This window comes from Blastocatellia bacterium (assembly GCA_025055075.1).
Lineage (GTDB): Bacteria > Acidobacteriota > Blastocatellia > HR10 > HR10 > HR10.
This window is the reverse complement of the sequence record JANWYV010000004.1, coordinates 20,433-43,317: the sequence shown is the minus strand read 5'-3', so window position 1 is coordinate 43,317 and position 22,885 is coordinate 20,433. Positions and strand designations below refer to the sequence as shown.

Annotated in this window: 21 protein-coding genes and 1 pseudogene; 16 read left to right on the top strand and 6 right to left on the bottom strand. The window is 61.6% G+C overall.

Annotation, left to right across the window (positions count from 1 at the left end; translation table 11 throughout):
• Positions 1 to 21 precede the first annotated feature (21 nt).
• The 3 genes from NZ746_00750 to NZ746_00740 are packed head-to-tail and all read left to right on the top strand — an operon-like array spanning position 22 to position 3,442.
• Positions 22 to 1,104 (top strand): glycosyltransferase, encoded by a 1,083-nt coding sequence (locus NZ746_00750; protein ID MCS6815885.1) that lies wholly within the window; start codon positions 22 to 24, stop codon positions 1,102 to 1,104.
• Positions 1,104 to 2,228: a glycosyltransferase family 4 protein gene (locus NZ746_00745; GenBank protein MCS6815884.1), complete on the top strand. Its 1,125-nt coding sequence runs from the start codon at positions 1,104 to 1,106 to the stop codon at positions 2,226 to 2,228. The genes NZ746_00750 and NZ746_00745 overlap by 1 nt, the downstream gene beginning before the upstream one ends.
• The gene (locus NZ746_00740; protein ID MCS6815883.1) at positions 2,225 to 3,442 is read left to right on the top strand and encodes a glycosyltransferase family 4 protein; all 1,218 of its coding nucleotides are present in this window, start codon (positions 2,225 to 2,227) and stop codon (positions 3,440 to 3,442) included. Before NZ746_00745 ends, NZ746_00740 begins: the two co-directional genes overlap by 4 nt.
• Here NZ746_00740 and NZ746_00735 read toward each other — a convergent pair.
• Complete coding sequence (locus tag NZ746_00735) at positions 3,352 to 4,035, bottom strand: phosphoribosyltransferase family protein (GenBank protein ID MCS6815882.1); 684 nt, start codon at positions 4,033 to 4,035, stop codon at positions 3,352 to 3,354. The two genes, NZ746_00740 and NZ746_00735, sit on opposite strands and share 91 nt — an antisense overlap.
• Positions 4,036 to 4,211: 176 nt before the next feature.
• On the opposite strand from NZ746_00735, the gene NZ746_00730 reads away from it, so the two are divergent.
• The 13 genes and pseudogenes from NZ746_00730 (at position 4,212) to NZ746_00670 (ending at position 15,893) form a co-directional block, all read left to right on the top strand.
• Complete coding sequence (locus NZ746_00730; protein MCS6815881.1) at positions 4,212 to 4,592, top strand: hypothetical protein; 381 nt, start codon at positions 4,212 to 4,214, stop codon at positions 4,590 to 4,592.
• Positions 4,593 to 4,732: 140 nt separating this feature from the next.
• The gene (gene ffh / locus NZ746_00725; GenBank protein ID MCS6815880.1) at positions 4,733 to 6,106 is read left to right on the top strand and encodes a signal recognition particle protein; all 1,374 of its coding nucleotides are present in this window, start codon (positions 4,733 to 4,735) and stop codon (positions 6,104 to 6,106) included.
• A gap of 92 nt (positions 6,107 to 6,198) precedes the next feature.
• Positions 6,199 to 6,456, top strand: a complete 258-nt coding sequence (rpsP, locus tag NZ746_00720) for a 30S ribosomal protein S16 (GenBank protein ID MCS6815879.1) — start codon at positions 6,199 to 6,201, stop codon at positions 6,454 to 6,456.
• Positions 6,457 to 6,560: 104 nt separating this feature from the next.
• Positions 6,561 to 6,797, top strand: coding sequence for a KH domain-containing protein (locus NZ746_00715; GenBank protein MCS6815878.1), 237 nt, complete (start codon positions 6,561 to 6,563; stop codon positions 6,795 to 6,797).
• Position 6,798: 1 nt separating this feature from the next.
• A complete protein-coding gene (gene rimM, locus NZ746_00710) occupies positions 6,799 to 7,371 on the top strand; it encodes a ribosome maturation factor RimM (GenBank protein MCS6815877.1) in 573 nt (190 codons plus the stop codon).
• Positions 7,372 to 7,402: 31 nt separating this feature from the next.
• Complete coding sequence (gene trmD / locus NZ746_00705; GenBank protein MCS6815876.1) at positions 7,403 to 8,167, top strand: tRNA (guanosine(37)-N1)-methyltransferase TrmD; 765 nt, start codon at positions 7,403 to 7,405, stop codon at positions 8,165 to 8,167.
• A gap of 48 nt (positions 8,168 to 8,215) precedes the next feature.
• Positions 8,216 to 8,557, top strand: a pseudogene (gene rplS / locus NZ746_00700) (50S ribosomal protein L19).
• A gap of 131 nt (positions 8,558 to 8,688) precedes the next feature.
• A complete protein-coding gene (locus tag NZ746_00695) occupies positions 8,689 to 10,008 on the top strand; it encodes a replication-associated recombination protein A (GenBank protein MCS6815875.1) in 1,320 nt (439 codons plus the stop codon).
• A gap of 14 nt (positions 10,009 to 10,022) precedes the next feature.
• Positions 10,023 to 10,589: an RNA 2',3'-cyclic phosphodiesterase gene (gene thpR, locus NZ746_00690; protein ID MCS6815874.1), complete on the top strand. Its 567-nt coding sequence runs from the start codon at positions 10,023 to 10,025 to the stop codon at positions 10,587 to 10,589.
• Between the two features lie 2 nt (positions 10,590 to 10,591).
• On the top strand, positions 10,592 to 11,620 hold the full coding sequence (locus tag NZ746_00685) for a radical SAM protein (protein ID MCS6815873.1): 1,029 nt from the start codon (positions 10,592 to 10,594) through the stop codon (positions 11,618 to 11,620).
• On the top strand, positions 11,617 to 13,494 hold the full coding sequence (locus NZ746_00680) for a glycosyltransferase family 39 protein (protein ID MCS6815872.1): 1,878 nt from the start codon (positions 11,617 to 11,619) through the stop codon (positions 13,492 to 13,494). The genes NZ746_00685 and NZ746_00680 overlap by 4 nt, the downstream gene beginning before the upstream one ends.
• Positions 13,473 to 14,684, top strand: coding sequence for an SPASM domain-containing protein (locus tag NZ746_00675; GenBank protein ID MCS6815871.1), 1,212 nt, complete (start codon positions 13,473 to 13,475; stop codon positions 14,682 to 14,684). Before NZ746_00680 ends, NZ746_00675 begins: the two co-directional genes overlap by 22 nt.
• Before the next feature lie 24 nt (positions 14,685 to 14,708).
• Entirely contained in the window at positions 14,709 to 15,893 is a 1,185-nt protein-coding gene (locus tag NZ746_00670; protein ID MCS6815870.1) for a glycosyltransferase family 4 protein, read from the top strand.
• A gap of 345 nt (positions 15,894 to 16,238) precedes the next feature.
• Here NZ746_00670 and NZ746_00665 read toward each other — a convergent pair whose 3' ends face one another.
• The 5 genes from NZ746_00665 to NZ746_00645 all read right to left on the bottom strand — a co-directional run bounded on the left by NZ746_00665 (position 16,239) and on the right by NZ746_00645 (position 22,849).
• Positions 16,239 to 17,444 (bottom strand): beta-galactosidase, encoded by a 1,206-nt coding sequence (locus NZ746_00665; GenBank protein MCS6815869.1) that lies wholly within the window; start codon positions 17,442 to 17,444, stop codon positions 16,239 to 16,241.
• Positions 17,441 to 18,472, bottom strand: coding sequence for a glycosyltransferase family 4 protein (locus tag NZ746_00660; GenBank protein ID MCS6815868.1), 1,032 nt, complete (start codon positions 18,470 to 18,472; stop codon positions 17,441 to 17,443). The genes NZ746_00665 and NZ746_00660 overlap by 4 nt, the downstream gene beginning before the upstream one ends.
• A gap of 2 nt (positions 18,473 to 18,474) precedes the next feature.
• On the bottom strand, positions 18,475 to 19,428 hold the full coding sequence (locus tag NZ746_00655; GenBank protein ID MCS6815867.1) for a glycosidase: 954 nt from the start codon (positions 19,426 to 19,428) through the stop codon (positions 18,475 to 18,477).
• Between the two features lie 132 nt (positions 19,429 to 19,560).
• The gene (locus NZ746_00650) at positions 19,561 to 20,523 is read right to left on the bottom strand and encodes a glycosidase (GenBank protein ID MCS6815866.1); all 963 of its coding nucleotides are present in this window, start codon (positions 20,521 to 20,523) and stop codon (positions 19,561 to 19,563) included.
• A 4-nt stretch (positions 20,524 to 20,527) separates the two neighbouring features.
• Positions 20,528 to 22,849, bottom strand: coding sequence for a glycosyltransferase (locus NZ746_00645; GenBank protein ID MCS6815865.1), 2,322 nt, complete (start codon positions 22,847 to 22,849; stop codon positions 20,528 to 20,530).
• Positions 22,850 to 22,885: the final 36 nt, after the last annotated feature.

Here is a 22,885-nt window from a genome sequence, read left to right as displayed (position 1 = left end):
TCCTCCTCGGAGCGCGCCAAGGTGGAGATCATCTTTCTCGTGAATGGGGAGCCGGAGGGAGCTGTTGCTGAACGCGCGCATCAATTTGCCTCTCGGCTCGACTTGCCCTGTCGCCGAATGGTGCTCTATCGCGGTCGGCAGAAAGTGCGCGCCGTCTTTCGCTTCCTGTGGGCGCTCTTTCGGTGGCGCCCACGGGTCGTGTATGTCATGGACATGGCGGCCTCGGGGGTCATGGCCGCGATCGTGTATAAGACGGCGACTCGTGCGCGCGTGATCATTGACACGGGCGATGTCATCTCCGCCCTTGCGCGCACACTGGGACGTGGATGGGTGGGGCAGCGGCTGACGGAGCTTTTGGAATGTCTCTCGGTGCGCGTGGCCGATCTTCTCGTCGTGCGCGGTCATGGCCATCGAGAATGGCTTGCTCGACACGGCATCACGCGCGTTGAGGTGATCCCCGATGGCGTGGATACACGCGTGTTCCGCCCGCTGTCGGTCGAATCCTTGCGGCGACGCTTGAACATGGAAGGGAAGCTCGTCGTCGGCGTCGTCGGCTCATTGCATTGGAGTCCGCGCATGGGGTTCTGCTATGGATGGGAACTCATCGAAGCACTCGCGCGCGCGAGGGACGTACCACTTGTTGGCGTGATCGTGGGCGATGGATCGGGATTGCCCATATTGAAGGAACGGGCGCGCGCCGCCGGCGTCGCTGATCGCGTGCACTTCATAGGACGCGTGCCGCTCGAGCAGTTGCCGGCGTACATCAATCTCATGGACGTATGCCTCTCGACGCAGACGAACGATCTCGTCGGCGAGACCCGCACGACGGGGAAACTCCCGCTCTATCTCGCCTGTGGCCGATTCGTCGTGGCCAGTCGCGTGGGCGAGGCAGCGCGACTTCTCCCCGACGAGATGTTGCTCCCGTATGAGGGGCGTGACCAGTACGTGGAGGCGCTGGCCGAGCGCCTGCGATGGCTCGCTCACCATCCGCAAGTGCTGGAACTGGGGCAGGCCAATGTCGCGCTCGCGCGTCAGCATTTCGAGTATGCTGTGTTGGTCCCCCGCTTGCGCTCAATCCTCGAGCGAGTGCTCAGCGAAGAGTGATGCGTGTCCTTTTGATCCCCGATCTGAACGTGGAGGGCTGGCGCAGTATGGCGCTATATGCGGATCAACTGCGACGGTGGTTGCCGCGGGTTGCACCGGACTGGGATTTCGTGGTCGCGCGCTTGCCCGTGCCGGCCTGGGGACGCATGCCTTTCTTTCGATTTCCTGCGCGGTATTTGGCCTTCCCCTGGAGCGTCGCGCAAGCCTCACGGCAGAGGGAGGCGGACCTGCATCACATCCTCGATCATTCGTACGCCCATGTGGGCCGATGGCTCGACCGACGACGCACGATCATCACGGTGCACGATCTCTATCCGTGGCATCTCCTGAGCGCAGGAGAGCGAAGCCCGCGCGCTCGTGCTCGAAACGTCGTGTTGCGATGGGTTCTGGCCGCTCTTCGGGAGAGCGCGTATGTGATCGCCGATTCCGAATTCACGAAGAGCGAGCTGATGCAGTGGCTCAACTATCCCGAGGATCGAATCACGGTCATCCCCCTGGGAGGGGATCATGTGAGCGCTCGTCCGATGAGCGAGAGCGAGGCGGCGGAGCTTCGCGATCATCTCGGTATTCCACGCGGCGCGCGCATCGTCCTGCATGTGGGGAGCTGTGAGGAGCGGAAGAACATCCCGACCTTGCTGCGGGCGTTCGTTCGTCTTCGAGCGTTGGTGGGCGAAGAGCTTCATCTCGTCCAAGTGGGAGGGCGATTCGCGTCCGCTCATTGGGAGATGATTCGGCGGTGGAGGATCGCTCGATGCGTTCGGCAATTCTCCAATCTCCCGTGGGAGACTCTTGCGATGGTCTATCAATCGGCAGCGCTCTTGCTCTTCCCTTCGACGTACGAGGGCTTCGGCCTGCCAGTCCTTGAAGCGATGCGCCTCGGAGTGCCCGTCGTGGCGCTCGCCGCCGGTGCGGTACCGGAGGTGCTCGGAGACGCCGGCATACTAGTGCGCGACGACGACGCGGAGGCATTGGCCGAGGCGGCTGCGCGGGTGCTCGAAGATGCGCAGATGCGCGAGGAGCTGGTGAAAAAAGCTCGAGACCGAGCCCGTGCGTTCACTTGGGAGCAGACGGCGCGTCGGGTGCTCGATGCCTATCGCGCGCTCGCGGAATCATTGGAGACGTGAAGGATCAGATTCTCCACGTGAGCACGGGAGCGGAGTTGGGCGGAGCGGAACGCGTCTTATTGGACCTCGCGCGCTCGCTCGATCGGGAGCGATTTCGCGTCCATGTCGTGGTGCCGCGCCGCGGCCGACTCGCGGAGGCATTAGAAGAAGTTGGCATCTCCCCGCTCCTTGTGAGTTATTGGGGGAGGGGGCATCGTCTCGGACGATACAGTTCATGGCGCGAATATGTCAGCGCTCTGCGGTCGCTCCCGCACATCAGAAGGGCAGTGATCGAACTAGCGCGCTTCGTGAATGAGGCGCCAGTCGCATTGATCCACGCGCATGGCCTCAAGGCACAGATATTCAGCGTTGCGCTCGCTCCGCTTGTTCGCGCGCGCTTGGTCTGGCACGTGCACGATTTCCTTCGGCGTCGCCGGATCTGGCCTTTCTTTCGCATCCTCAGCCGGATCGTCCCGGATGTCGTTCTCGTCCCTTCCCACGCTGTCGCCAACGAGTTCTCCGCTCAACCGAACATCTTGGTCATCCCTAACGGCGTTGATCTGCGAGAGTTTTCTCCTGCCTCGTCGAAGCGGGCGGAGGGACGACTCCGCGTAGGGATGATCGGAGCGCTTGCGCCGTGGAAGGGACAGCACGTGTTCCTCCAGGCCGCCGAGCGGGTGAGTCGAGTGCTGTCCGAAGTGGAATTCCTCATTGTTGGGGACGAGATTTACGACACGACGGGGCACGAAGGGTTCCGGAGAGAATTGGAACGCGAAGTCGTCAGGCGGCAGCTCTCCTCACGCGTTCGGTTCCTCGGATTTCGCGCGGATGTCGCAACGATCCTGCGGGAACTAGATCTTGTGGTCCATTGCTCACTAGAGCCGGAGCCTTTCGGGCGCGTCCTCATCGAAGCCATGGCCTGTGGCCTCCCGGTCATCGCGTCGCGCGGGGGGGCAACCGAGGAGATCGTGCGAGAAGGGGAGACGGGCCTTCTCGTCCCGCGGGGAGAGGTCTTGCCTTTAGCCGACGCCATGCTCGCGCTTCTTCAAGATGCGGCGTGGCGCGCGCGCTTGGGACGCGCCGCGCGGATGTGGGTGGAGCGCACCTTCGATCTGCGCGAGCAGACGCGGCGCGTCGAAGCCCTCTATGACGCGCTCCTCTCTCGAGGGCGAGAACGCGCTCGTTCGAGCAGAGCGATCACCTCTTCGTCTCGCAGATCGCGAAAGTCCTCGTAGAAGTCTGCGACGGCGAAGACCTCTGTCTCTCGAGCGATGAGGCAAATCAGCTCATCCACATGCGGCTCGATCGAGCGCAGTGTCGAGAGGGGGCTGACGGGAACGGCGACCACGAGTCGTGCCGGAGCATCTTTCTTCACGCTCTCGATGGCGGCGAGCATCGTGTATCCGGTGGCCAGACCATCATCCACGAGGATCACGGGACGCCCCTTCACTCTCGGAGGCGGACGATCACCGCGATAGCGCGCCACGCGACGCCGGACTTCAGCGAGAACGTCCGCAGCGATCTCGCGGATCTCTTCCTCTCTCAAATCGAGGGCGCGGACGAGCACCGAATTGAGATACATCGTCCCATCCTCGGCGATGGCGCCAAAGCCAGCCTCCGGATTGAACGGGATGGGCAACTTGCGTGGAGCGATGACGTCTAACTCGGCCTGAAGGGCATCGGCAATGGGCGCGCCTACGACGACGCCTCCGCGGGCGATCCCTAAAACGAGAGTCTCGCTGTCGCGATACGCGAGCAGTCGAGCGGCGAGCTGATGCCCAGCCTCTGTGCGATCGCGAAAGCGCCTGCGCTCGGTCCCGTGGTCCATGCGTCCCCTCGGCGAGGGAAATTCTACCACGCGAGCGAAAAGGGCCAAGAGTCAGGCCGCGATTTCCTTCTCGTTCGTGTATAATCTTTTCCTCGCGTATGGCGAGGATGAGGGGATCGGGCATGATACCGCGTCATTGACGAAGCGGCTCAAATCTCTTTTGAGGAGGAGGTCGTATGAAGCGAAACATTTGGATGGCGCTCGTCGTGAGCCTGGCCATGAGCCTGGCGATGATGGGACCAACGAGCTGGCTCCTCGCTCAGGAAGTCACGGTCGTGGGCGAGATCGTAGATTGGAATTGCTACACGAAGGATGCCAAGAATAAAGGCGCGGCGCATCGAGCCTGCGCGATCAACTGCGCCAAGGCTGGCGCCCCACTGGGCGTCGTGGATGAGAAGACAGGGGAGCTATACAAACTAGCGGGCGAAGCATGGACGGCGAATAAGAATGAGAAGCTGATCCCCTTCGTCGCCGAGCGGGTGACCATCAAGGGGAAGGTCGAGAAGAAAGAGGGCGTGAAGGTCCTCACGATCCTCTCCGTCGAAAAGGCGAAGTGACTTTCTCTTCTCCGATGTAGCTTCAAAGCGGCATCCCCCAACAGGGGTGTCGAAAAGGTGAGGTGTGGCCTCTTGACAGAGGCAGGAGCTTTCTATAGCCTAACTCCTTTTGCATGGAGATCATGAGGTGAAGCGGGGGAATGTTCGACGCGCTTTCGGAGAAGCTGCGGAAGGTCCTTCGTGACCTGCGGGGTCATGGGAAATTGACTGAAGCCGATGTCGAGGCAGCGTTGCGGGAGATTCGGCTGGCGCTGCTTGAGGCGGACGTGCATTTCCGCGTCGTAAAGCAATTCATCGAGCGCGTGCGGGAGAAGGCGCTCGGGCAGGAAGTGTTCGCCTCTCTCTCTCCGGCACAGCAGGTCATCAAGATCGTCTACGATGAATTGACGGAGATGCTCGGGGGAACGTCCACGCGGCTGCTCCTGACCTCACGCCTTCCCAATATCATCTTGCTCGTCGGATTGCAGGGATCGGGGAAAACGACGACGGCCGGGAAGCTGGCGCGGTATTTGGCCGCACAGGGGCGAAATCCGTTGCTCGTGTCCGCGGATGTGTATCGGCCAGCGGCGCGCGAGCAATTGGCCGTGATCGCTCGAGAGATTCGCCGTCCTTTTTTCGATGATCCTTCGGTGACCGATCCGGTGGAGATATGTCGACGCGCGCGCCGTCACGCGGAGCTGACGGGATTCGATCCTGTGATCGTGGATACGGCGGGACGATTGCATGTGGATGAGGAGTTAATGGTGGAGCTGGAGGCGATCAAGCGAGAGACGAAACCGGTCGAAATCCTGTTGGTCGCCGATGCCATGACCGGACAAGATGCTGTGCGCAGCGCCGAGGTATTCCATCAGCGGATTGGTCTCTCGGGGGTGATTCTGACCAAGATGGATGGCGATACGCGAGGAGGGGCCGCTCTCTCCATTAAGGCGGTGACGGGCCAACCCATTAAGTTCATCGGCGTGGGTGAGAAGTATGATGCCCTGGAGCCGTTCTATCCCGATCGCATGGCGTCGCGCATCCTTGGCATGGGGGATGTCCTCAGCTTGATCGAGCGCGTTCAGGCTGAAGTGGATGAGCGCGAGGCCGCGCGGTTGCAGGAGAAGCTGCGCCGCGAGGAGTTCACGCTGGAGGATTTCCTCGAGCAGCTGCGATTGGCCAAGCGCTTCGGCTCCTTGGGGAAGATCTTCGAACTGTTGCCGGCCGAGATGTTGAAGTTCGTCGGCGTGAGTCGGATCACGCCAGAGCAAATGGCACAATTTGAACGGCAACTGAAGCGCGCCGAGGCGATCATCAACTCGATGACGCCCGAGGAGCGGCGAAATTATCGGCTCATTGACGGCAGCCGCCGCCGCCGCATCGCGCGCGGGAGCGGGACGACCGTCGAGGAGGTGAACACCCTGCTGAAACAATACGTCGAGATGCGGCGGATGATGAAGCACCTCAGGGAGGGGGCATTCCCCTTCGGGAAGCTCCTGGGCAAAGGGGGGAAGAAGCGTAAAAAAAAGAGGAGTTGACATCCGTCTGCCTTATCTCACCGCCCCCGCCGTGGGGGATGGACTTTTTACGCGAAGTGGGTATAATTTACGCCTGCTGAGGAGGTGGGGCCTTGTTAGCCATACGCTTGACGCGAATGGGATCGAAAAAGCGGCCGTTTTACCGGATCGTCGTCGCCGAGAAGCGCTCCAAGCGCGATGGGGCCTTCGTCGAGGCCCTCGGTTACTACAACCCCTTGACCCATCCGGCGGAGATTCGCGTGAATTGGGAGCGACTCCAGTATTGGCTTCGATGTGGGGCCCAACCGACGGAGGTCGTCCGACGATTGATCCGGAAGGTCGCGCCGCCAGTATCGGAGCACGGGTCGTGAAGAGCATTTCGGCCTGTGACAGCATGCGCGTTCACGGAGGGTGCGCCTGAGTTCGGCATGTAGGGGCGTCGGCTCCGGGCAACGCCACAGAGGAGAGGTGGGGTATGAAGATCAGGGATCTCGTTGAGATGATCGCGAAAGCGCTGGTGGATTATCCGGATCAGGTAGAAGTCCGAGAGGTTGAGGGCGAGGCGACCACCGTCCTAGAACTGCGGGTTGCCCCTTCCGATCTCGGAAAGGTCATCGGCCGAGAGGGTCGAACCGCTCGCGCCATCCGCACCATTCTGGGGGCGGCAGGGATGAAGATGAAAAAGCGCTTCGTCCTAGAAATCCTCGAATGAGATGGGGTCGGAACCAGAATTCCTTACCATCGCGCAGATTTTGAGGCCACGAGGAGTAAAAGGGGAAGTCGTGGCCGAGATCGTGACGGACCATCCGGAGCGCTTCGCCGCTGTCACCCGCGTGCGTCTGGAGGCTCCGGAGGGGATGGTTGTGGAATCGCGCTTGGAGCGCTATTGGTTCCACCGTGGCCAGGTCGTCCTGAAATTCGAAGGGTGTGAGACGATCGAGGCCGCGAATCGGTTGCGAGGATGGTGGGTGAAGATCGCACGGACGGAGGCCGTCCCGTTGGAGGAGGATGAATATTTCCTCTTCGAGCTTCTCGGGTGCGAAGTGCGCACGGAATCCAACCATCGGGTGGGGATCGTGCGCGACATCATGGAGACGGCGGAGGTCCCCGTGCTCGTCGTGGAAGGGGAAGAGGCCGAGGAGATCTTAATTCCCTTCGCTCGCGCCATTTGTCCCGTTGTGGATTCGGCCGCGAAGCTCATCATTGTGAATCCTCCGGAAGGATTGCTCGATTTGAATCGAGAGCGCTCATCATCGGCCGTCTCGCGCCGAGCCACGCCACAGTGATCCCCGGAGTATTTCCCATTCGCTGACCAGCATGCGCATCGATATCCTGACGATCTTCCCAGAGATGTTTCGCGGGCCCTTCGATTCTGGGATTGTGCGACGAGCGCGCGAGCGAGGATTGGTGGAGATCCTCGTGCACGACCTGCGGGATTTCGCCACGGACAAACATCGCACGGTGGATGATCGTCCTTTCGGCGGAGGGGAGGGGATGGTCTTCAAGCCCGAACCGATCTTTCGTGCCGTCGAGAGCTTGCTCGGCGAACAGTTCGATCGCGAGCGCGTCGCTGTCATCCTGCTGACTCCTCAGGGGCGAGTTTTCACTCAAGCGACGGCCGAACATCTGGCCACCCGCGAGCGGCTCATCCTCATTTGCGGTCGGTACGAAGGTGTGGATGAGCGCGTGGCCGAACACCTGGCGACACACGAACTCTCCATTGGCGATTACATCTTGACGGGCGGGGAGGTCCCAGCGATGGTGATCGTGGAAGCGGTCGTTCGACTCTTGCCCGGGGCGTTGCATCGTGCGGAGTCGGCACGTCGAGAATCGTTCGCTGAAGGGGGGATCCTCGACTATCCGCAGTATACGCGCCCGGCGGAATTTCGTGGCCTTCGCGTCCCCGAAGTCTTGCTCTCCGGGCATCATGCGCAGATTGCCCGATGGCGGCGGCGCATGGCCTTGGCCAAAACTCTCCGCAATCGCCCCGACCTTCTCGAAAAAGTCCCTTTGAGCGAGGAGGATCGGCAACTGCTCGAGGAGCTTCGGAGAACGCTTCCCAAAGTGGGGGAAAGCCGATAAAATTGGTAGCTTTTGAACACAGGCGAGACCTGTGGTAGGAGAAGGCGTATGAATCCGATCCTCAGGGACTTCGAGAAGACGCAGATGCGAACCGATCTCCCGGATTTCGCTCCGGGGGATACGGTGCGAGTTCACGTGCGGATCAAGGAGGGGGATAAAGAGCGCATCCAGGTTTTCGAGGGCATCGTGATCGCGCGCAAACATGGAGGCTTGCGCGAGACCTTCACGGTGCGAAAGATCAGCTTTGGCGTCGGCGTCGAACGCATCTTCCCCCTGCATTCCCCCGTCATCGAGCGGATCGAGGTGGTGCGTCGTGGGGATGTGCGGCGAGCCAAGCTCTACTATCTCCGCAAGCTGAAGGGGAAGGCCGCGCGCATCCGCGAGAAGGAAGCCGTTGGTGTGGGGGCCAGGGGAATTCAGACTCAGGAAGCCGAAGAGGCCCCGACAGCGACATCTGAAGCAGCCGAATGATTCGTCCGACGAGCGATATCCTTCGAGCGAGCGCCGCGCGGAGAGCGAGCATGGAGGAGGAACGGACGCTTTTCCCCATCTCGAGCGATGATGCGGAAGCGTCGCATTCAGCGCCGCTGGCGGATCGTCTGCGTCCCCGAACGCTCGACGAGGTCGTGGGGCAGGCGGAGCTGATTGGCCCGGGCAAACCCCTGCGGCGCTTGATCGAACGCGATCAACTCGCTTCGATGATCCTGTGGGGACCTCCGGGCAGCGGCAAGACCACGCTCGCTCGCGTGATCGCACAGCACACGAAGGCGCACTTCCTGAGCTTCTCCGCCGTGCTCGGCACGATCAAGGAGATCCGCCAAGCGATGCTCAGGGCCGAGAGAGTGCGTCGCGTACAAGGGCGGCGCACGATTCTCTTCGTGGATGAAGTGCACCACTTGAACCGCGCGCAGCAAGATGCGTTCCTCCCGTTCATCGAGCGCGGCGACGTGGTTTTCATCGGAGCGACGACGGAGAATCCCTCGTTCCAGATGATCGCGCCGTTGCTCTCACGGTGTCACGTCTTCGTCCTGAAGCCGTTGTCCGATGACGATGTGCTCCTCATCCTTCGGCGCGCGCTCGCTGATGAGGAGCGCGGGTTGGGACATCTCCGCGTGGAGATCGCGGAGCCGCTTCTGCGAGTCATCGCCACCCACGCTTCAGGAGATGCCCGCGTCGCGCTCAACGTCCTGGAGCTGGCCGTGAACAGCGCCGAGCGATATCCGGATGGAACCCTGCGGGTGACCGAGGACATCGTGCGAGAGATCATCCGGCGCCCGATGTTATTCTCTGACAGAGGGGGCGAGGAGCATTACAACCTGACCTCGGCGTTCATCAAATCGGTTCGACATTCGGACGCCGATGCGGCGCTTTACTGGCTCGCGCGAATGCTCGAAGCGGGGGAAGACCCGCTCTTCATCGCTCGGCGATTGGTCATCCTCGCTAGCGAAGACGTCGGGCTCGCCGATCCGCAAGCGCTCGTTCAGGCCGTCGCCGCGATGCAAGCCGTCCATTTCGTCGGACTCCCCGAGGCGAAACTGGCGTTGACGCAAGCCACGCTCTATTTGGCGCGCGCGCCGAAATCGAACGCCGTCCTTCGGGCCTATCGAGCTGCCGAGCGCGATGCTTGCGAATATCCCCGAGAACCCGTGCCGCTCCATCTCCGCAATCCGGTCACGACGCTGATGCGCGAGATGGGATATGGCGTGGGGTACAAGTACATTCACGATTACGAGCCGGGGGCTCCCGACGCGGAGATGCCCTGTCTGCCGGAGTCGCTTCGAGGGCGAAAATATTTTGACGAGGATCCGCCTTCGGAGGGAGAGCGCGTGGCCTCCGAATGAGGAGGGGGCGAACGATGGCGGCGATTCGCTCCTTCGTGTGCATTGACGTTCCGCAAGAGGTCAAAGCGGCGATCGAACGGGTGCAAGCGAAGCTCCGTCGCCTTCCGGTCGAAGTGAGTTGGACGCGACCGGCGGGCGTGCATCTGACCTTGAAATTCCTCGGAGAAGTCGAAGAGGCGCGCCTGGGGCGCATCGGAGAAGCATTGGATGAGATTGCGCGCAGCGCGGCACCGTTCGAGTTGGTGACGGGTCGCGGGGGGATTTTCCCAACGGCCGATCGTCCGCGCGTGCTATGGATCGGCGTGCGTGACGAACAGGGAATCTTGCGCGCGCTCGTCGCTCAAGTGGAAGACGCGCTCGCACAGCAGGGGTTCGCTCGAGAGACGCGCCCGTTCACAGCCCATCTCACCATTGGGCGCGTCCGTTCGGAGCGATCGGCGCGCGAGTTGGCGCGCCTCTTTCTGGCCGAGGAGTTCCCGAGCTATCGGTTTCTGGTCACTCATCTGATCCTCATGCGGAGCGATCTTCGTCCGGAGGGCGCGCTCTATACCCCGTTGCACATCGCGCCTTTGAGAGGGTAGTCGTGACGCGGCTGGAGCGAATCATCTCCCGAGGCGCTTCCCGCTTCTTCCTCTGGTGGCATCGGCGGGAGCTGGCCGAGCCGCCGCCCTTCCCACGGCGTATCAACATCGAGACGACGAGCATTTGCAATCTCGATTGCCTGATGTGTCCGACTCGCTCCAAGATGCGAGCCGACGGCACGATGCCGATGGAGCTGTTTCGACGCGCGGCCGATGAGATCGCCGAATATGGCGCGGAGATCGTGTGGCTGCACGCTTGGGGCGAACCGCTCGTAGACGCGCATCTCTTCGAGCGCATTGCGTACATCAAGCAATATCCCTCGATCCGAAACGTCGTCATCAGCACCAATGCCACGCTCCTGCGGGGAGAGCGAGCGCGGCAGCTCGCTGAGTCTGCGCTGGACACGGTCGTCTTCAGTCTGGACGGGGTGACGGCCGAGACGTATGAGGCGATTCGTCGCGGCGCTCGTTTCTCCGCGGTTCTCGAGAACGTGCGTCGGTTCCTCGAGGCCCGTCAAGCGGGAGGAGGGAAGGGACCGCGAGCTGTCTTCCAGATCATCGCCATGCGGGAGACCGCTCACGAGATCGAAGCCTTTCGAGCGTATTGGCAGCCGTTCCTTCAGCCCGGAGACTTCATCCATGTGAAATCGTTCAACACGTGGGCGGGGAAGACCGAGGATCGCGGACTCCCCGAGCGCGGCATAGATTTTCGCGTTCCGTGCACGGCGTTCCTCTGGGACGCTCTCACGATCCTATGGAATGGGGACGTCGTGCCTTGTTGCTTCGACGTGGACGGCGAGTTGGTGATCGGGCGCTTCGGGGAACAGACATTGGCGCAGATCTGGCAGGGGCCCGCACTCGCCGAATTGCGCCGTCGCCATTGTCGGCTCGATTTTCAGCGCGTGCCGCTCTGCGCAGCTTGTCAGCACACGCACGCGCGATTGAATGGCGAGCGCGTGTGGAACTTCCTTCGCGCTCGCTTGGGGCGTCCCGCAGATGCTGCCGCTCAGGAGGGGAGACCGGCCTTTTGAAGAGCGCCTGGGGACTTCTCGCGATCATCGTTCCCATAGTGCTCGTGAATCCCCTCTACGAATACCCCGTGGGGGATGATTGGACCTATGCCCTCTCGGTCCAGCATTTCCTGCAGACGGGACGCCTTCGCTTGCCGGATGAATCGGCCGCGAGCCTCGTCTTTCAAACGATTTGGGGCGCGCTCTTTTGTTGGCCTTTCGGCTTCTCCTTCTCAGCCCTGCATCTCTCGACGCTCGCGCTCAGTCTCGCGGGCCTTTGGGCGTTCTATCGGCTGTGCGTTCTCCGGCTCGAGGACATGAACGCAGAACGCGCTCGGTTCCCACTTTTGGCCGCGCTCGCGCTCTGGTTCAATCCGATCGTTTTCACGTTGAGCTTCACGTTCTTCACCGACGTGCCCTTTCTGGGGCTCTTCCTTCTAGCGCTCTATTTCTTCGCGAAAAGCCGCGTCGCGTCTGAGGAACGCGAGCGCACGCGGGCGCTCATCCTGGGTGCCCTCTTCTCCAGTTTCGCCGTCTTAGTGCGGCAATATGCGATCCTCCTTCCCGTCGGATTCTTCCTCTCGTTGCTCGGAGAGCGAAGAGCAGACGAGCGCTCGTGGCCGCGATGGGTCGCAATCGGAATGCCGATGGCCGTGCTCCTGGGCTTCTATATCTGGATCGCTGCTGTCCATGGGATGCCGACGCAATTCCGATTCGCGCAATTGGAGATGTTGAAGACCTACCGGATCGCTCATGACCTTCGGCATCTCCCGTTCATCGTGGTGTTCTATCTTGGAGCATTCGCTCTTCCCCTCGTGGGGGCCGCCCGCTGGCGTGCGCTCCTCGGCGAGAGGGGGAAGCTCGTCCTGGTGGTTCTGTTGTTGCTCAGTGGGTATGCCGCCTACTCATTGTGGGCCGACGGTCGCCACATGCCCTATCTCACCGATTCGGCCATTCTGCCGGCATTCGGGAAGGGAGGAGGGGTCGTGTTCACGGCGATCTCGGCATGGGCCGGGGCGCTTGTGCTCGCGGCCGTTGTGGAAGAGGGCCGGGCCTCGTGGGGAGCTTTCTATCGTGCGCATGCCCGCATCTTTCGCTTCGGGACGGGTGTTCTCGGACTCCTCGCCCTCTTGTTCGCAACGGATCTCGGAAGGAGCTTTTTCATCGAGGGGATCGATCGGGCGCTCGTCGCCTATTACCAGGTGTACACAGCAACCACGCCTTCGCAGCGTGGTCTCGATTACTGGCGCGGTCGCGTGGAGGACTTCTATGTCGGACTCGAACACATCGTCTACGGGCTCGCTCTCCTCGGGCTCATCGCCACGTTCGCGGGGGAGAGATGGCGATTCGCTGGAGTTCGCGGAGAGGGCGGGAGATCTTGGCAAGCGTGGATGACGCGATTCCTCCTGCTCCTCGCTGCGCTCTTTCTCGGGTTGTTCGTGGCCATCTCGTGCCGATTCGATCGCTATCTATTGGTCTTCTTCCCCATCGGGCTCCTGTTGGGTGCGAGGAGGTTAGCGCCGAGACTTCGACCATCTCTCGCCGTTCTTCTCCTCATTGGACTCGGTGGGGTGGCCATCGCGACGGCGAAGACGATGATCGCCGGCTATGGAGCGTTATGGAGAGCGGGGAACGAATTGCTCGCGCGCGGAGTCCCGATCGAGGAGATCAATTTGAACTACACGTTCAACGCCTGGACGCTCTATCAACGGGGAAAGCGCGAGATCGAACGAACAGGGCAGCCGAGTTATTGGGCGTACGCCGCGCGTCGCGAGTTTCGGTATTGGGGGTGGCCGCCCGACGAACCTGCCGAGGTAGTCCTGGAAGTCCCCTATTGGGACTTCCTGCGATGGCGATGGGAACGAGTGCGCGTGTGGCGGGTGCGAGATCGTTAAAGGGGAACCTGTGGTACAATGCCCGTGCGGGCGTTGGGGAGCGAGGATCGGCGATGAACGAGCGCGCGGAAGATCGTGGGCTCAGGGCAAAACTAGAGCGCGTGAGCGCGCGATTGCGCGAGCGCATCCTGCCGCCGCGCGTTGACGAGATTCGATACGCGAATTTCGCCGTCACGTTCCTCTGCAACTCGCGTTGTCAGATGTGCGACATTTGGACGCTCTATCGGCAGGATCCCATGCGAGCGCGCGGAGAGCTGACGCTCGCGGAGATCCGCGGTGTCTTTCGATCTCCACTTTTGCGCGGCTTGCGCGCGATCGCTCTGACGGGGGGAGAGGTCTTTCTGCGACGCGATTTCGTGGAGATCTGTGGGTTCTTCCTCACCGAATTCCCGCGCGCGACGATCACGATTCCAACGGGAGCGATCAATCCCGAGCTGAACGCCAGAGCGTTGCGTCGAATCCTGACCGAATACCGACCCGAGCCCGGACGGCTCTATCTCTCGGTCTCACTCGATGGGGTTGGGGAGACGCACGATCGGCAGCGGGGAATTCGAGTCTATGAAAAGGCGTGGCGCGTGATCGAAGAAGCGCTCGCGCTCGGAGGGATTCGCGTGGGGGTGAGCTTCACGATCACGCGCGAGAATTGGCGCGATCTGGAGCGGGTGTACGAGCTGGCCCGCGCGCGCGGCCTCGGGTTCAACGCGCAATTCGCTCAAAATAGCGAGACCTACTACGCGCGCACAGACGTGGAGACGACATGGCCCCTGGAGGATCTGCGCGCGATCGCGCGCGTCCTCGAGCGCGTGGCAATGGAACATCTCGCGCATCTCTCGTGGCCTCGGCGCGCGCTCGATGTGCAAGCCTATTATCTGCGACGCATGACGGTGTACGAGGCGCGTCCGCGTCGCCTCTTCACGTGCTATTCGGGGACTCACTCGTTCTACCTCAATCCGTACGGCGACGTGTATCCCTGCGTGGTCTTGAACAAGAGACTCGGAAATGTGCGGGAGCGGAGCTTCGAAGAGATCTGGTTGAGTCCGGAGGCCGAGCGAGTGCGCCGTTCGATCGCGGCGCGCGAGTGCGCGTGTTGGACGGCGTGCGAGGCGATGCCGAGTCTGGGACGGAGCCTTCGTCCCGTATGGGAGAACCTGATGGCGTTCCGGGCGAGTCGCAAACGACTTCCGGGCTGAAGAGCTTTCGCAGAAGCGATACGGATGCGAGTGGCGCTCTATAATCCCGGCTGGCACGTCATGGGTGGAGGTGAGGTCTATCTTGGGGTGATCGCTGAGATTCTCGCTGAGCAGCATCACGTAGATCTCATCGCCGTACGTCCTTTCGATCTGCGATTGCTCCGGGAGCGACTCGGGTTGTGTCTGAACGGTATCGGCCTCATCGAAATGCCGAGCGAGGCCGTGTCCTCTCCCCGAGGGGTGCGCGAATGGCTATGGAATCGGCGCGCGCTCGCTCGGACATATCGCGCGTTGGAGCGCGTGACGCGGACTTATGATGTGGCGATCGCCCTGGAATCCGATCTCCCACCGCCACTCGCAGCGCGGCGCAATATCCTACAGATCCAGGTGCCTCATCGTCGGTGGACGGCTCGGGATCTCTTCCACGCGCTTCGCGCGCGCCGTCTCGCTGACATCAGGCGGGAGATCGCTCGCGCGCTATACTTCCCTCGCGCACTCCGCCGATATGACCTCATCCTCTGCAACTCGCACTTCACGGCGCGCATCGTCGAAGAGAATTGGCGCCCCGCGGTCCCGATGTTCGTGCTGCCGCCTCCGGTAGAGCTGCCGACCACGCCTGTTTCGTGGGACGAGAAGAGGGACATCATCCTGAGCGTCGCTCGCTTCTTTCGGGGAGGGCATGAGAAAAATCAGCGAACCTTGATCGAAGCTTTCCGAATGTTCGTCGCGCGCCATCCGGGTTGGGAGTTGCATCTTGTGGGAGGGGCTGATGCTTCGGGCGAAGCCGTCGTGACCGAGTTGGAGCAACATGCTCGCGGCGTGCCCGTAGTCTTTCACGTGAATGCCGAACGCGCTGAGGTGCGCCGACTCTATCGCCTCAGCAAAGTCTTCTGGCACGCGACGGGATTCGACGTGGACGAAGATCGAGAGCCTGAGCGCGTCGAGCACTTCGGGATCGCGCTCGTGGAAGCCATGGGATATGGTTGCATTCCCTTCGCCGTCGGACGCGGTGGACCGCGGGAGATCATCGAGCCGGGGGGCAATGGGTTCTTCTGGGAGACGCTCTCGGAATTGGTCGAACGAACGGCTATGGTCATTGCTGATCCAGACGCCGCTCGCATCAGCGTTCGCGCAGCCGAACGCGCGCGGACGTTCGGCCGCGCGGCATTTCGAGAGCGATTTTTGGAGGTCCTCGCTCGGGTTCTCTGAGCGCGCGCATGCGTATTCGGGCGAGGACGAGATCACCTCGAATCTCTCAAATCACGATGTCGCCCAGCGCGCATAGTCCCCAAGCGCTCAGTGCCGATTTGGTTCGGGCATTCGCTCGGAGTGGCTCCGCGCATGACGCGCCGAGATCAAATCCGTTGAGGCGATCCCGCGCCGGTTTCACCCTTTGCGAGCCACCTCCATACCGCGATTTCGCCGACTCGCGTTTCCAGGCGATGAGCTCCGGAGAGGACCGCCGATTCGGGCGCAAGACCTGATGTGGCGATGTTGAGGAGGAACCGGCGACGCGCGCTCTTGGAAGGCGCGGCATCCAGTCCTCTCTTCAGCTCATGTTGGGAGAGTAGCCGACGTACCTTCCCGGCGAAAGCGGTCGTACAGGCGAGGGAGGTGGAGGCGAGGGCTCTTGAAAAATTCTTCTGGAGCGATATCTATCCATGTGAAGTCCCGATGAGGAGCATGGCGAGGGAGGCCGCTCCATGTTCGGACCACGTCAACGACGGGCTTCGGAGTCCCATCGGCGCGCCAGAGGCCGAAGAAACGTTCATGAGGAGCCTCGTCAAACGGCGGATGGTCCCACAGCGCGGGCGCGTAATCGCTGTAACACCACAGCAGTGCGCCCGCGAATCCGAAATGATGCAGCAGAGCCAGAGCCTCTTGCGTGAATCGGGCCGCGTCATCCTCGCTGAGAAAAGGGATGCGCGACGGAATCTCCGTCTGAAGGGGACGCGTGGGCGCGCCGAATTCCTCGAATAAGAGGTCTCGGCCACCGCCCAACCAACGTGTCAGCAAGCCGAGGAAGGGGAGAAGCTGAGCGTCCGTTGGCCCCTCCGCCCATTCGGCATAGACCGGATAACCATGCATCGCGAGCAAATCGCAAGCGCGCGCGACTTCGGCGGGACCCAGACGTCGGTCCTCTTCGAGATCCTCCATGTGAAGGCCAAGAGTAATCGGATGCATCGAACCGGCGGCGCGAATTTCCGCGACCATGCGTTCGAGCCAAGCGAGCCCGTGTTCGTGCGAAGGGGGGATCACGCAATTGGAGGGCTCATTCCCCAAGTCCCATCCCCAGAGGGCTGGATGCGTGCCAAGCGCGCGCACCACTTCGCGGACGAGACGAGCTTGAGCCTCGATCAGCTCGGGATCCGCATACCAATTCCTCGGGCGCGCGTGGAGGACGCGACCGCTCACGATGGTGCGAAAGCGCGTCGGTGCCTCGCTCGGTTCGCATGCCCACGCGGGCAGCCAATTGGCGCCACTCATGTGGCCGGTGAAGAACGTGGGCAGCAGTTGTAGTCGAGCGCGCGCGGCCAGATCCGCAACCGCGCGCAACCGTTCGATCGTTTCCGAGGCGATCCGATCCGGTTCCGGCTGAAACTCTTCCCAGAGCAGGAATACGCGCACCAGATCGAAGCCCGCTTCTCGAAGGCGCTCGAAATCGCGTTCGACCTCTTCGACCTCGAACTCCCGCCACCAGAACATGGCCCGATGCGCGGGCCAATAGTTGATGCCGAGTCGGAAGATCTCATCGTTCATCGCCTCGCTCCGTGCGAACCGGATTGCCCGAGGATCGTTTCGTAGACGCGCAGGTATTCCTCCACCATGCGATCCTGACTGAAGTGCTCGGCGACGTGCTGCCGAATGCGCTCGCGGTTGAGTTCGGGCGCGCGCCGAACGGCTTCGATAGCCTCTTCGAGCGTATCTACGATGAACCCGGTCTCGCCGTGCCGGACAATCTCCGGAACGGCGCCGCGTCCCCGAGCGATGACCGGTGTCCCACAGGCCATGGCTTCGATCATGCTCAGGCCGAAAGGTTCCTCGAAGTTGATGAGATGGAGTAAGGCCAGCGCGCGACCGAGAACCTCATCTCGACGGTCGGGTCCGACCGAACCAATATAGCGGATTCGATCGTTCAGGTGAGGAGCGACCGCGCGCTCGAAATAGGAGTGATCTTGAATGATCCCGGCGATGATGAGCGGCAGGCCGACTCGTCGAGCGACCTCGATGGCTTCGGCCGTGCCTTTCTCATGATGGATGCGGCCAAAAAAGAGCAGATATTCGCCAGGCTCGCGTCGCAGGGTGAACTCTTCAAGCGGGATGCCATGATGGATCGTCGCGACATAGGTGAGTTGGGGACGACGGTCCGCCTCGCTGATGGCCACGTAGTATGTGCGCCCGTTGTATTTCTCGTACACGGGCAATATGCGTTCGGAGGAGAAGCCGTGGATCGTCGTCAGAACAGGGGTGCGCACCAGTCCGCTATAAGTCAGTGGGAGGAAATCGAAGTGGTTGTGGATGAGATCGAATTCATCGGCGCGCTCGAAGACGGCCGAGATGTGCAGGCACTCCCAGACCTTGGGATCGAGCGTCGGATCCTCCGAATAGGGGCGGGGACAGACGGCCACAAGGCGCGCTCGCGTGATCGAATCAGCCGTCGCAAACAGCGTGACATCCACGCCGCGTTGGACTAAACCTTCGGTCAGAAGCGAGACGACGCGTTCCCACGGGCCGTAGTGCCGCGGGGGAACGCGCCAAGAGATTGGAGCCAACATCGCGATACGCATCCTCATCCTCCTCGGAGAAGCCAGGCGAGCATCTCTCGCACCTGGCCAATAGCCAAGGCAATCGAGGTGTCCGCGGCACCGTAGTAGAGGCGTAACTCCCCCGTCTTGGGATCGAGGATCGCCCCGCAGGGGAAGACGACATCGGCCACATCGCCCACGCGCTCATACGGGGCATCGGGACCGAAGATCCATTCGTCGCTCCGACGGATGACACGGCGGGGATCCTCGAGGTCGAGCAGGGCGAGGCCGAGCCGATAGAGACATCCGGCCGGGGTCATACGCACGCCGTGATAAATGATGAGCCAGCCCTCGGGCGTCTCGATCGGGGGAGGGGAGAGACCGATCTTGTTCGCATCCCACCAGGCTCCTTGTCGGGCTTCGAGCAAGACCGTGTGGTCCCCCCAATGCTTGAGGTCCGGCGAGAAGGAAATCCAAATATTCGCCCGACTGGTCGGATAGGTGGAGATGGGGCGATGGATGAGCGCCCATCGGCCGCGGAACCGCCGGGGGAAGAGCGCAGCGTCTTTGTCTTCTGGAGGCATGATCACCCCTCGGCGCTCAAAGACCCGGAAGTCCCGCGTCAAGGCCAGGGAGACGAGCGGTCCGCTCGTCGAGAAGGCGGTGTAAGTGATCGCGTACCGCTCCAACTCCTCGATCCAAGTGATGCGGGGATCCTCAATCCCCCATATCTCTTCGGGATATCGCTCCGGATCAGGGGGAAACGTGGGCTGCGGATCAATCTGCCAGTTCGTGATCCCGTCTTGGCTGCGGGCAACGGTCAGGTGCGAGATGCCCCGCCGATCTTCGACGCGGACCAAAAGGAGCGTCTCGCCGTTCGGTAGAAGCGTCGCTCCGGCGTTGAAGACACTGTTGGCCGGATAAGGCCAGTCGGCCGTCGTCAGAATCGGATTGCCTTCGTAGCGTCGCAAGAGCTCTCGAAACTTGTTCTTCTTCATGCGCCATCCCTCCAGCACGTGGATTGAATGGTCGCTCGCTCTGTGAGCTCGAACGATCGCGTGATCGCTCCTTACGCGACCGATTTAGATGCTGTCGGAGGAGTTCGCGATGGTCACTCAGAGAGAGCATCCTCAGCATGGAGCTTCCGAAGAAGCTTCTGCAGGGCAGCGCTTCAAGTAGTCCAGGACTTCGTCGAGGGGCGCCAAAGCCAGGCACACCGTTGTGTCCGCTGCGCCGTAGTAAAGGCGCAATTGGCCTGTCTCGCGTTCGACGATGGCTCCCGTCGGAAAGACGACGCCCGGGACGTCGCCATGCCGTTCGTAGCTCTCTTGCGGCGCGAAGACCCAATTCTCGGTGCGACGAACGAGGCGCCACGGATAGTCCAGATCCAGCAGCGCGAGACCGACACGGTAGAGGCTGCCGGAGGCTGTCACCCGCACGCCGTGGTAAATGATGAGCCAGCCCTCCGACGTCTCGATCGGCGGAGGGCCAAGCCCTACCCGGTGCGAGTCCCACCATCCGGGGCGAGCAGGGATCACGATTTGATGCTCGCCCCAATAGCGCAGATCAGGTGAGGTGGAGATCCAAATGTGCGCTTCTCCCCGAATGATCGGCCGGTGCAACAAGACATATCGGTCGCGAATTCGGCGGGGGAAGAGCGAAGCGTCTTTGTCCTCCGGCGGCAGGAGCGGCCCGATGCGCTCGAATTGGCGGAAGTCCCGGGTCAGCGCGAGAGAGATGAGCGGCCCGCCGCGCGAGAACGAGACGTAGGTGATGGCGTATTGTTCCTGATCGGCGAGCCAGATGATGCGTGGGTCCTCGATCCCCCAGCATTCCTCCTTGTAGCGCGGATCGGGTTCGAGTGTCGGTCGGGGCTCAATCCGCCAGTTAGTCCGTCCATCTCGGCTTCGAGCAAGGGTCAAGTGGGAGAAGCCGCGGAGATCTTCAACGCGCACGAGCAGCAGCGTCTCCCCTTCGTGCTCGATGGCTCCCGGATTGAAGACGGCATTGACCGGATAGGGCCAATCCGCCGGGGTGAGGATCGGGTTCCCTTCATACCGGCGAAAGAGCAACGATGGGGCCCGCCATTCCATGCTTTCACTCGAAGGTTGGTGTTCGCTCCTCCGCGCTCACGGCCGCCGAGAGCTGCGCTCTACTGAGCGTTCCCCGACGTTCGGTCTGCTGGGCTTCTTGCTGCGCGACGGTCAAGAAGGCCAGCATGCAGCAGATCGTCGACTCCGCCCCCTGATTCAGACTCGGACCTTGTGGTTCCAACCCATCGGCGCAGGCGCCCGTGCTCAAGTCATAGAGGCGTGCCCCGAGCCGATTTCGCCCCAGTAGCCATTCGGCCGCTGCCCGCGCCAATTGTAGGTACCGCTGCTCTTGCGTGAGCTCAAAGGCCGTCAGGCAGGCTTCGGCCGTATATCCGGCCTCAATGGGCTGTTGGCTGAAGATCGCCCGTTCGCCGCCGCGCCGATACCATCCCTGGTTTCCGATGAAGTCGAAGTAGTCGTTGCGATAGGTTTGCGCGATCAGGAAATCAAGGGATTCGAGACCGACCTTCTTGAACTCCTCTTCTCCCGTCGCCCGATAGGCCAAAAGCAGGGCATGGGGGATCTTCGCGTTCCCATAGGTCAACGCCTCGTGGAACCACAGCCAGTCCTCCGCCCGATTTTGGGCGTACAACTCCAGAAGTTGCGTCGCCAGTTCCGCTACTCGGCGACGCACTTGTGCCGCTCCGTCATAGCGCCGGAGGAAGTTATAGAGACCGCAGATCGTGTAAGCAATCGCCCGCGGATGCCTCAGGGTGATCTGTGGGAAGGCTCGTTCGAACATCTCGCGGGCCAGCGCACGCATCCCTTCATTCGGGCTGTAGGCGATAGCGACGCCCAGCCCCCAAAGAGCGCGCCCGAGCGTATCCTCCGTTCCCACGTTATCGCTGAAACGGCGCGAATAATCCATGAAGTTGTGAAAGTGCCCGTTCGGGAGTTGCGCGTAGTGAAGGAAGCTCAGGTAACGCACAGCCAAAGAGAGCGCTGCCTCATCTCCGAACTGATGATAGTGCCGCAACGTCACGACTAACGCGCGGCCGACATCGTCGGTCGAATACCCGTAGCGCCGATCTGGAATGCCATAGGTGGCGTGTTGGATCAGTCCCGTGTCATCGGTCAAACGGATCAGGTGATCGAGCTTGATCTCCGGCAGCTCGTAACCAGCGCTGAAGGCTTTATGCAAAGAGAGCGTGACGGCTTTGGATGGCGCATATGCGGAGATGCGCTCAAAGAGCGTCAGATACTGAGCGCCGACCTCGGACCAGATCATCTGCCGGCCGAACTCATACGCGCGCTTGCGCATCTGGTGCCGCAGGGCTTCGTTCTCGATCAATTCCAGAAGGGCTTCGCGCAAACCCGCGACGTCGCCGAACTCCACGAGTCGCCCGCGATTCTCAGCGAGCAATTCCTCAGCATAGTAGTACGGTGTCGAGATAACGGCCTTCCCCATGCCGACGGCATATGCGAGCGTTCCGCTGACGATCTGCTCTTTGGATTGGTATGGCGTGATGTAGATGTCGCACGCCCCGATGAACTCGCAGAGCTCGCTCAGTTCCACGTACCGATTGAAGAAGAGGACGTGTTCCTCCAGCCCGAGCTGTTGCACGCGTCGCTGGAGCCAGAGGCGATACTCTTCGCCCTCTTTCCGCCTCACGACCGGATGCGTAGCTCCAAGTACGATGTAGACGACTTCGGGATGTCGAGCGATGACCTCCGGCAAGGCCTCCAACACCATCTCGATCCCCTTGTTCCGGTTCAAGAGGCCGAAGGTGAGCAGGACCAGTCGCCCTTCGACGCCGAACTTATCCTTGTAGTAGTTGGGATCCACGAAGGGGACGTTCGGAACGCCATGATGAATGAGGCTGACTTTCTCCTCGCTGACGCCGTAAACATCCCGAAGGACAGGAATGGCTTTGCTGTTCATCACGACGAGATGATCCGAAGCGCAAGCGATCTCGGTGAGAACCTCTCGATATCCCGGTGGAGGATTGAAAAGGATCGTGTGCAATGTCGTCACGATCGGCTTTCGAAGCGACTCCAGGAAGTCGAGGATGTATCGGCCCTGTTGTCCGCCGAAGATCCCGAATTCGTGTTGCAGGCAGAGGACGTCGGCGCCGGAGAGGTTCGTGTATTCGGCGGCCAGCCGATAATCGCTCAGGCGATTGTGCCGAATCTCGAAGACCACTTCAGGGGGATAATCGTAACCCTCCGGCGTATCGGTCATGGCGATGACCGATGCGTGAACGTTCGCGTGGTTCTCGATGATCGCGTGGCAGAGATCATAGGTGAACGTCGCGATCCCGCACTCACGCGGCGGATACGTGCTGATGAAGCAAATCTTCAGACGTCTCCGCCCCCTTCTGCGCATTTTGGTGCCACGAGTAGAAGCCGTAAGAGTGTTCCT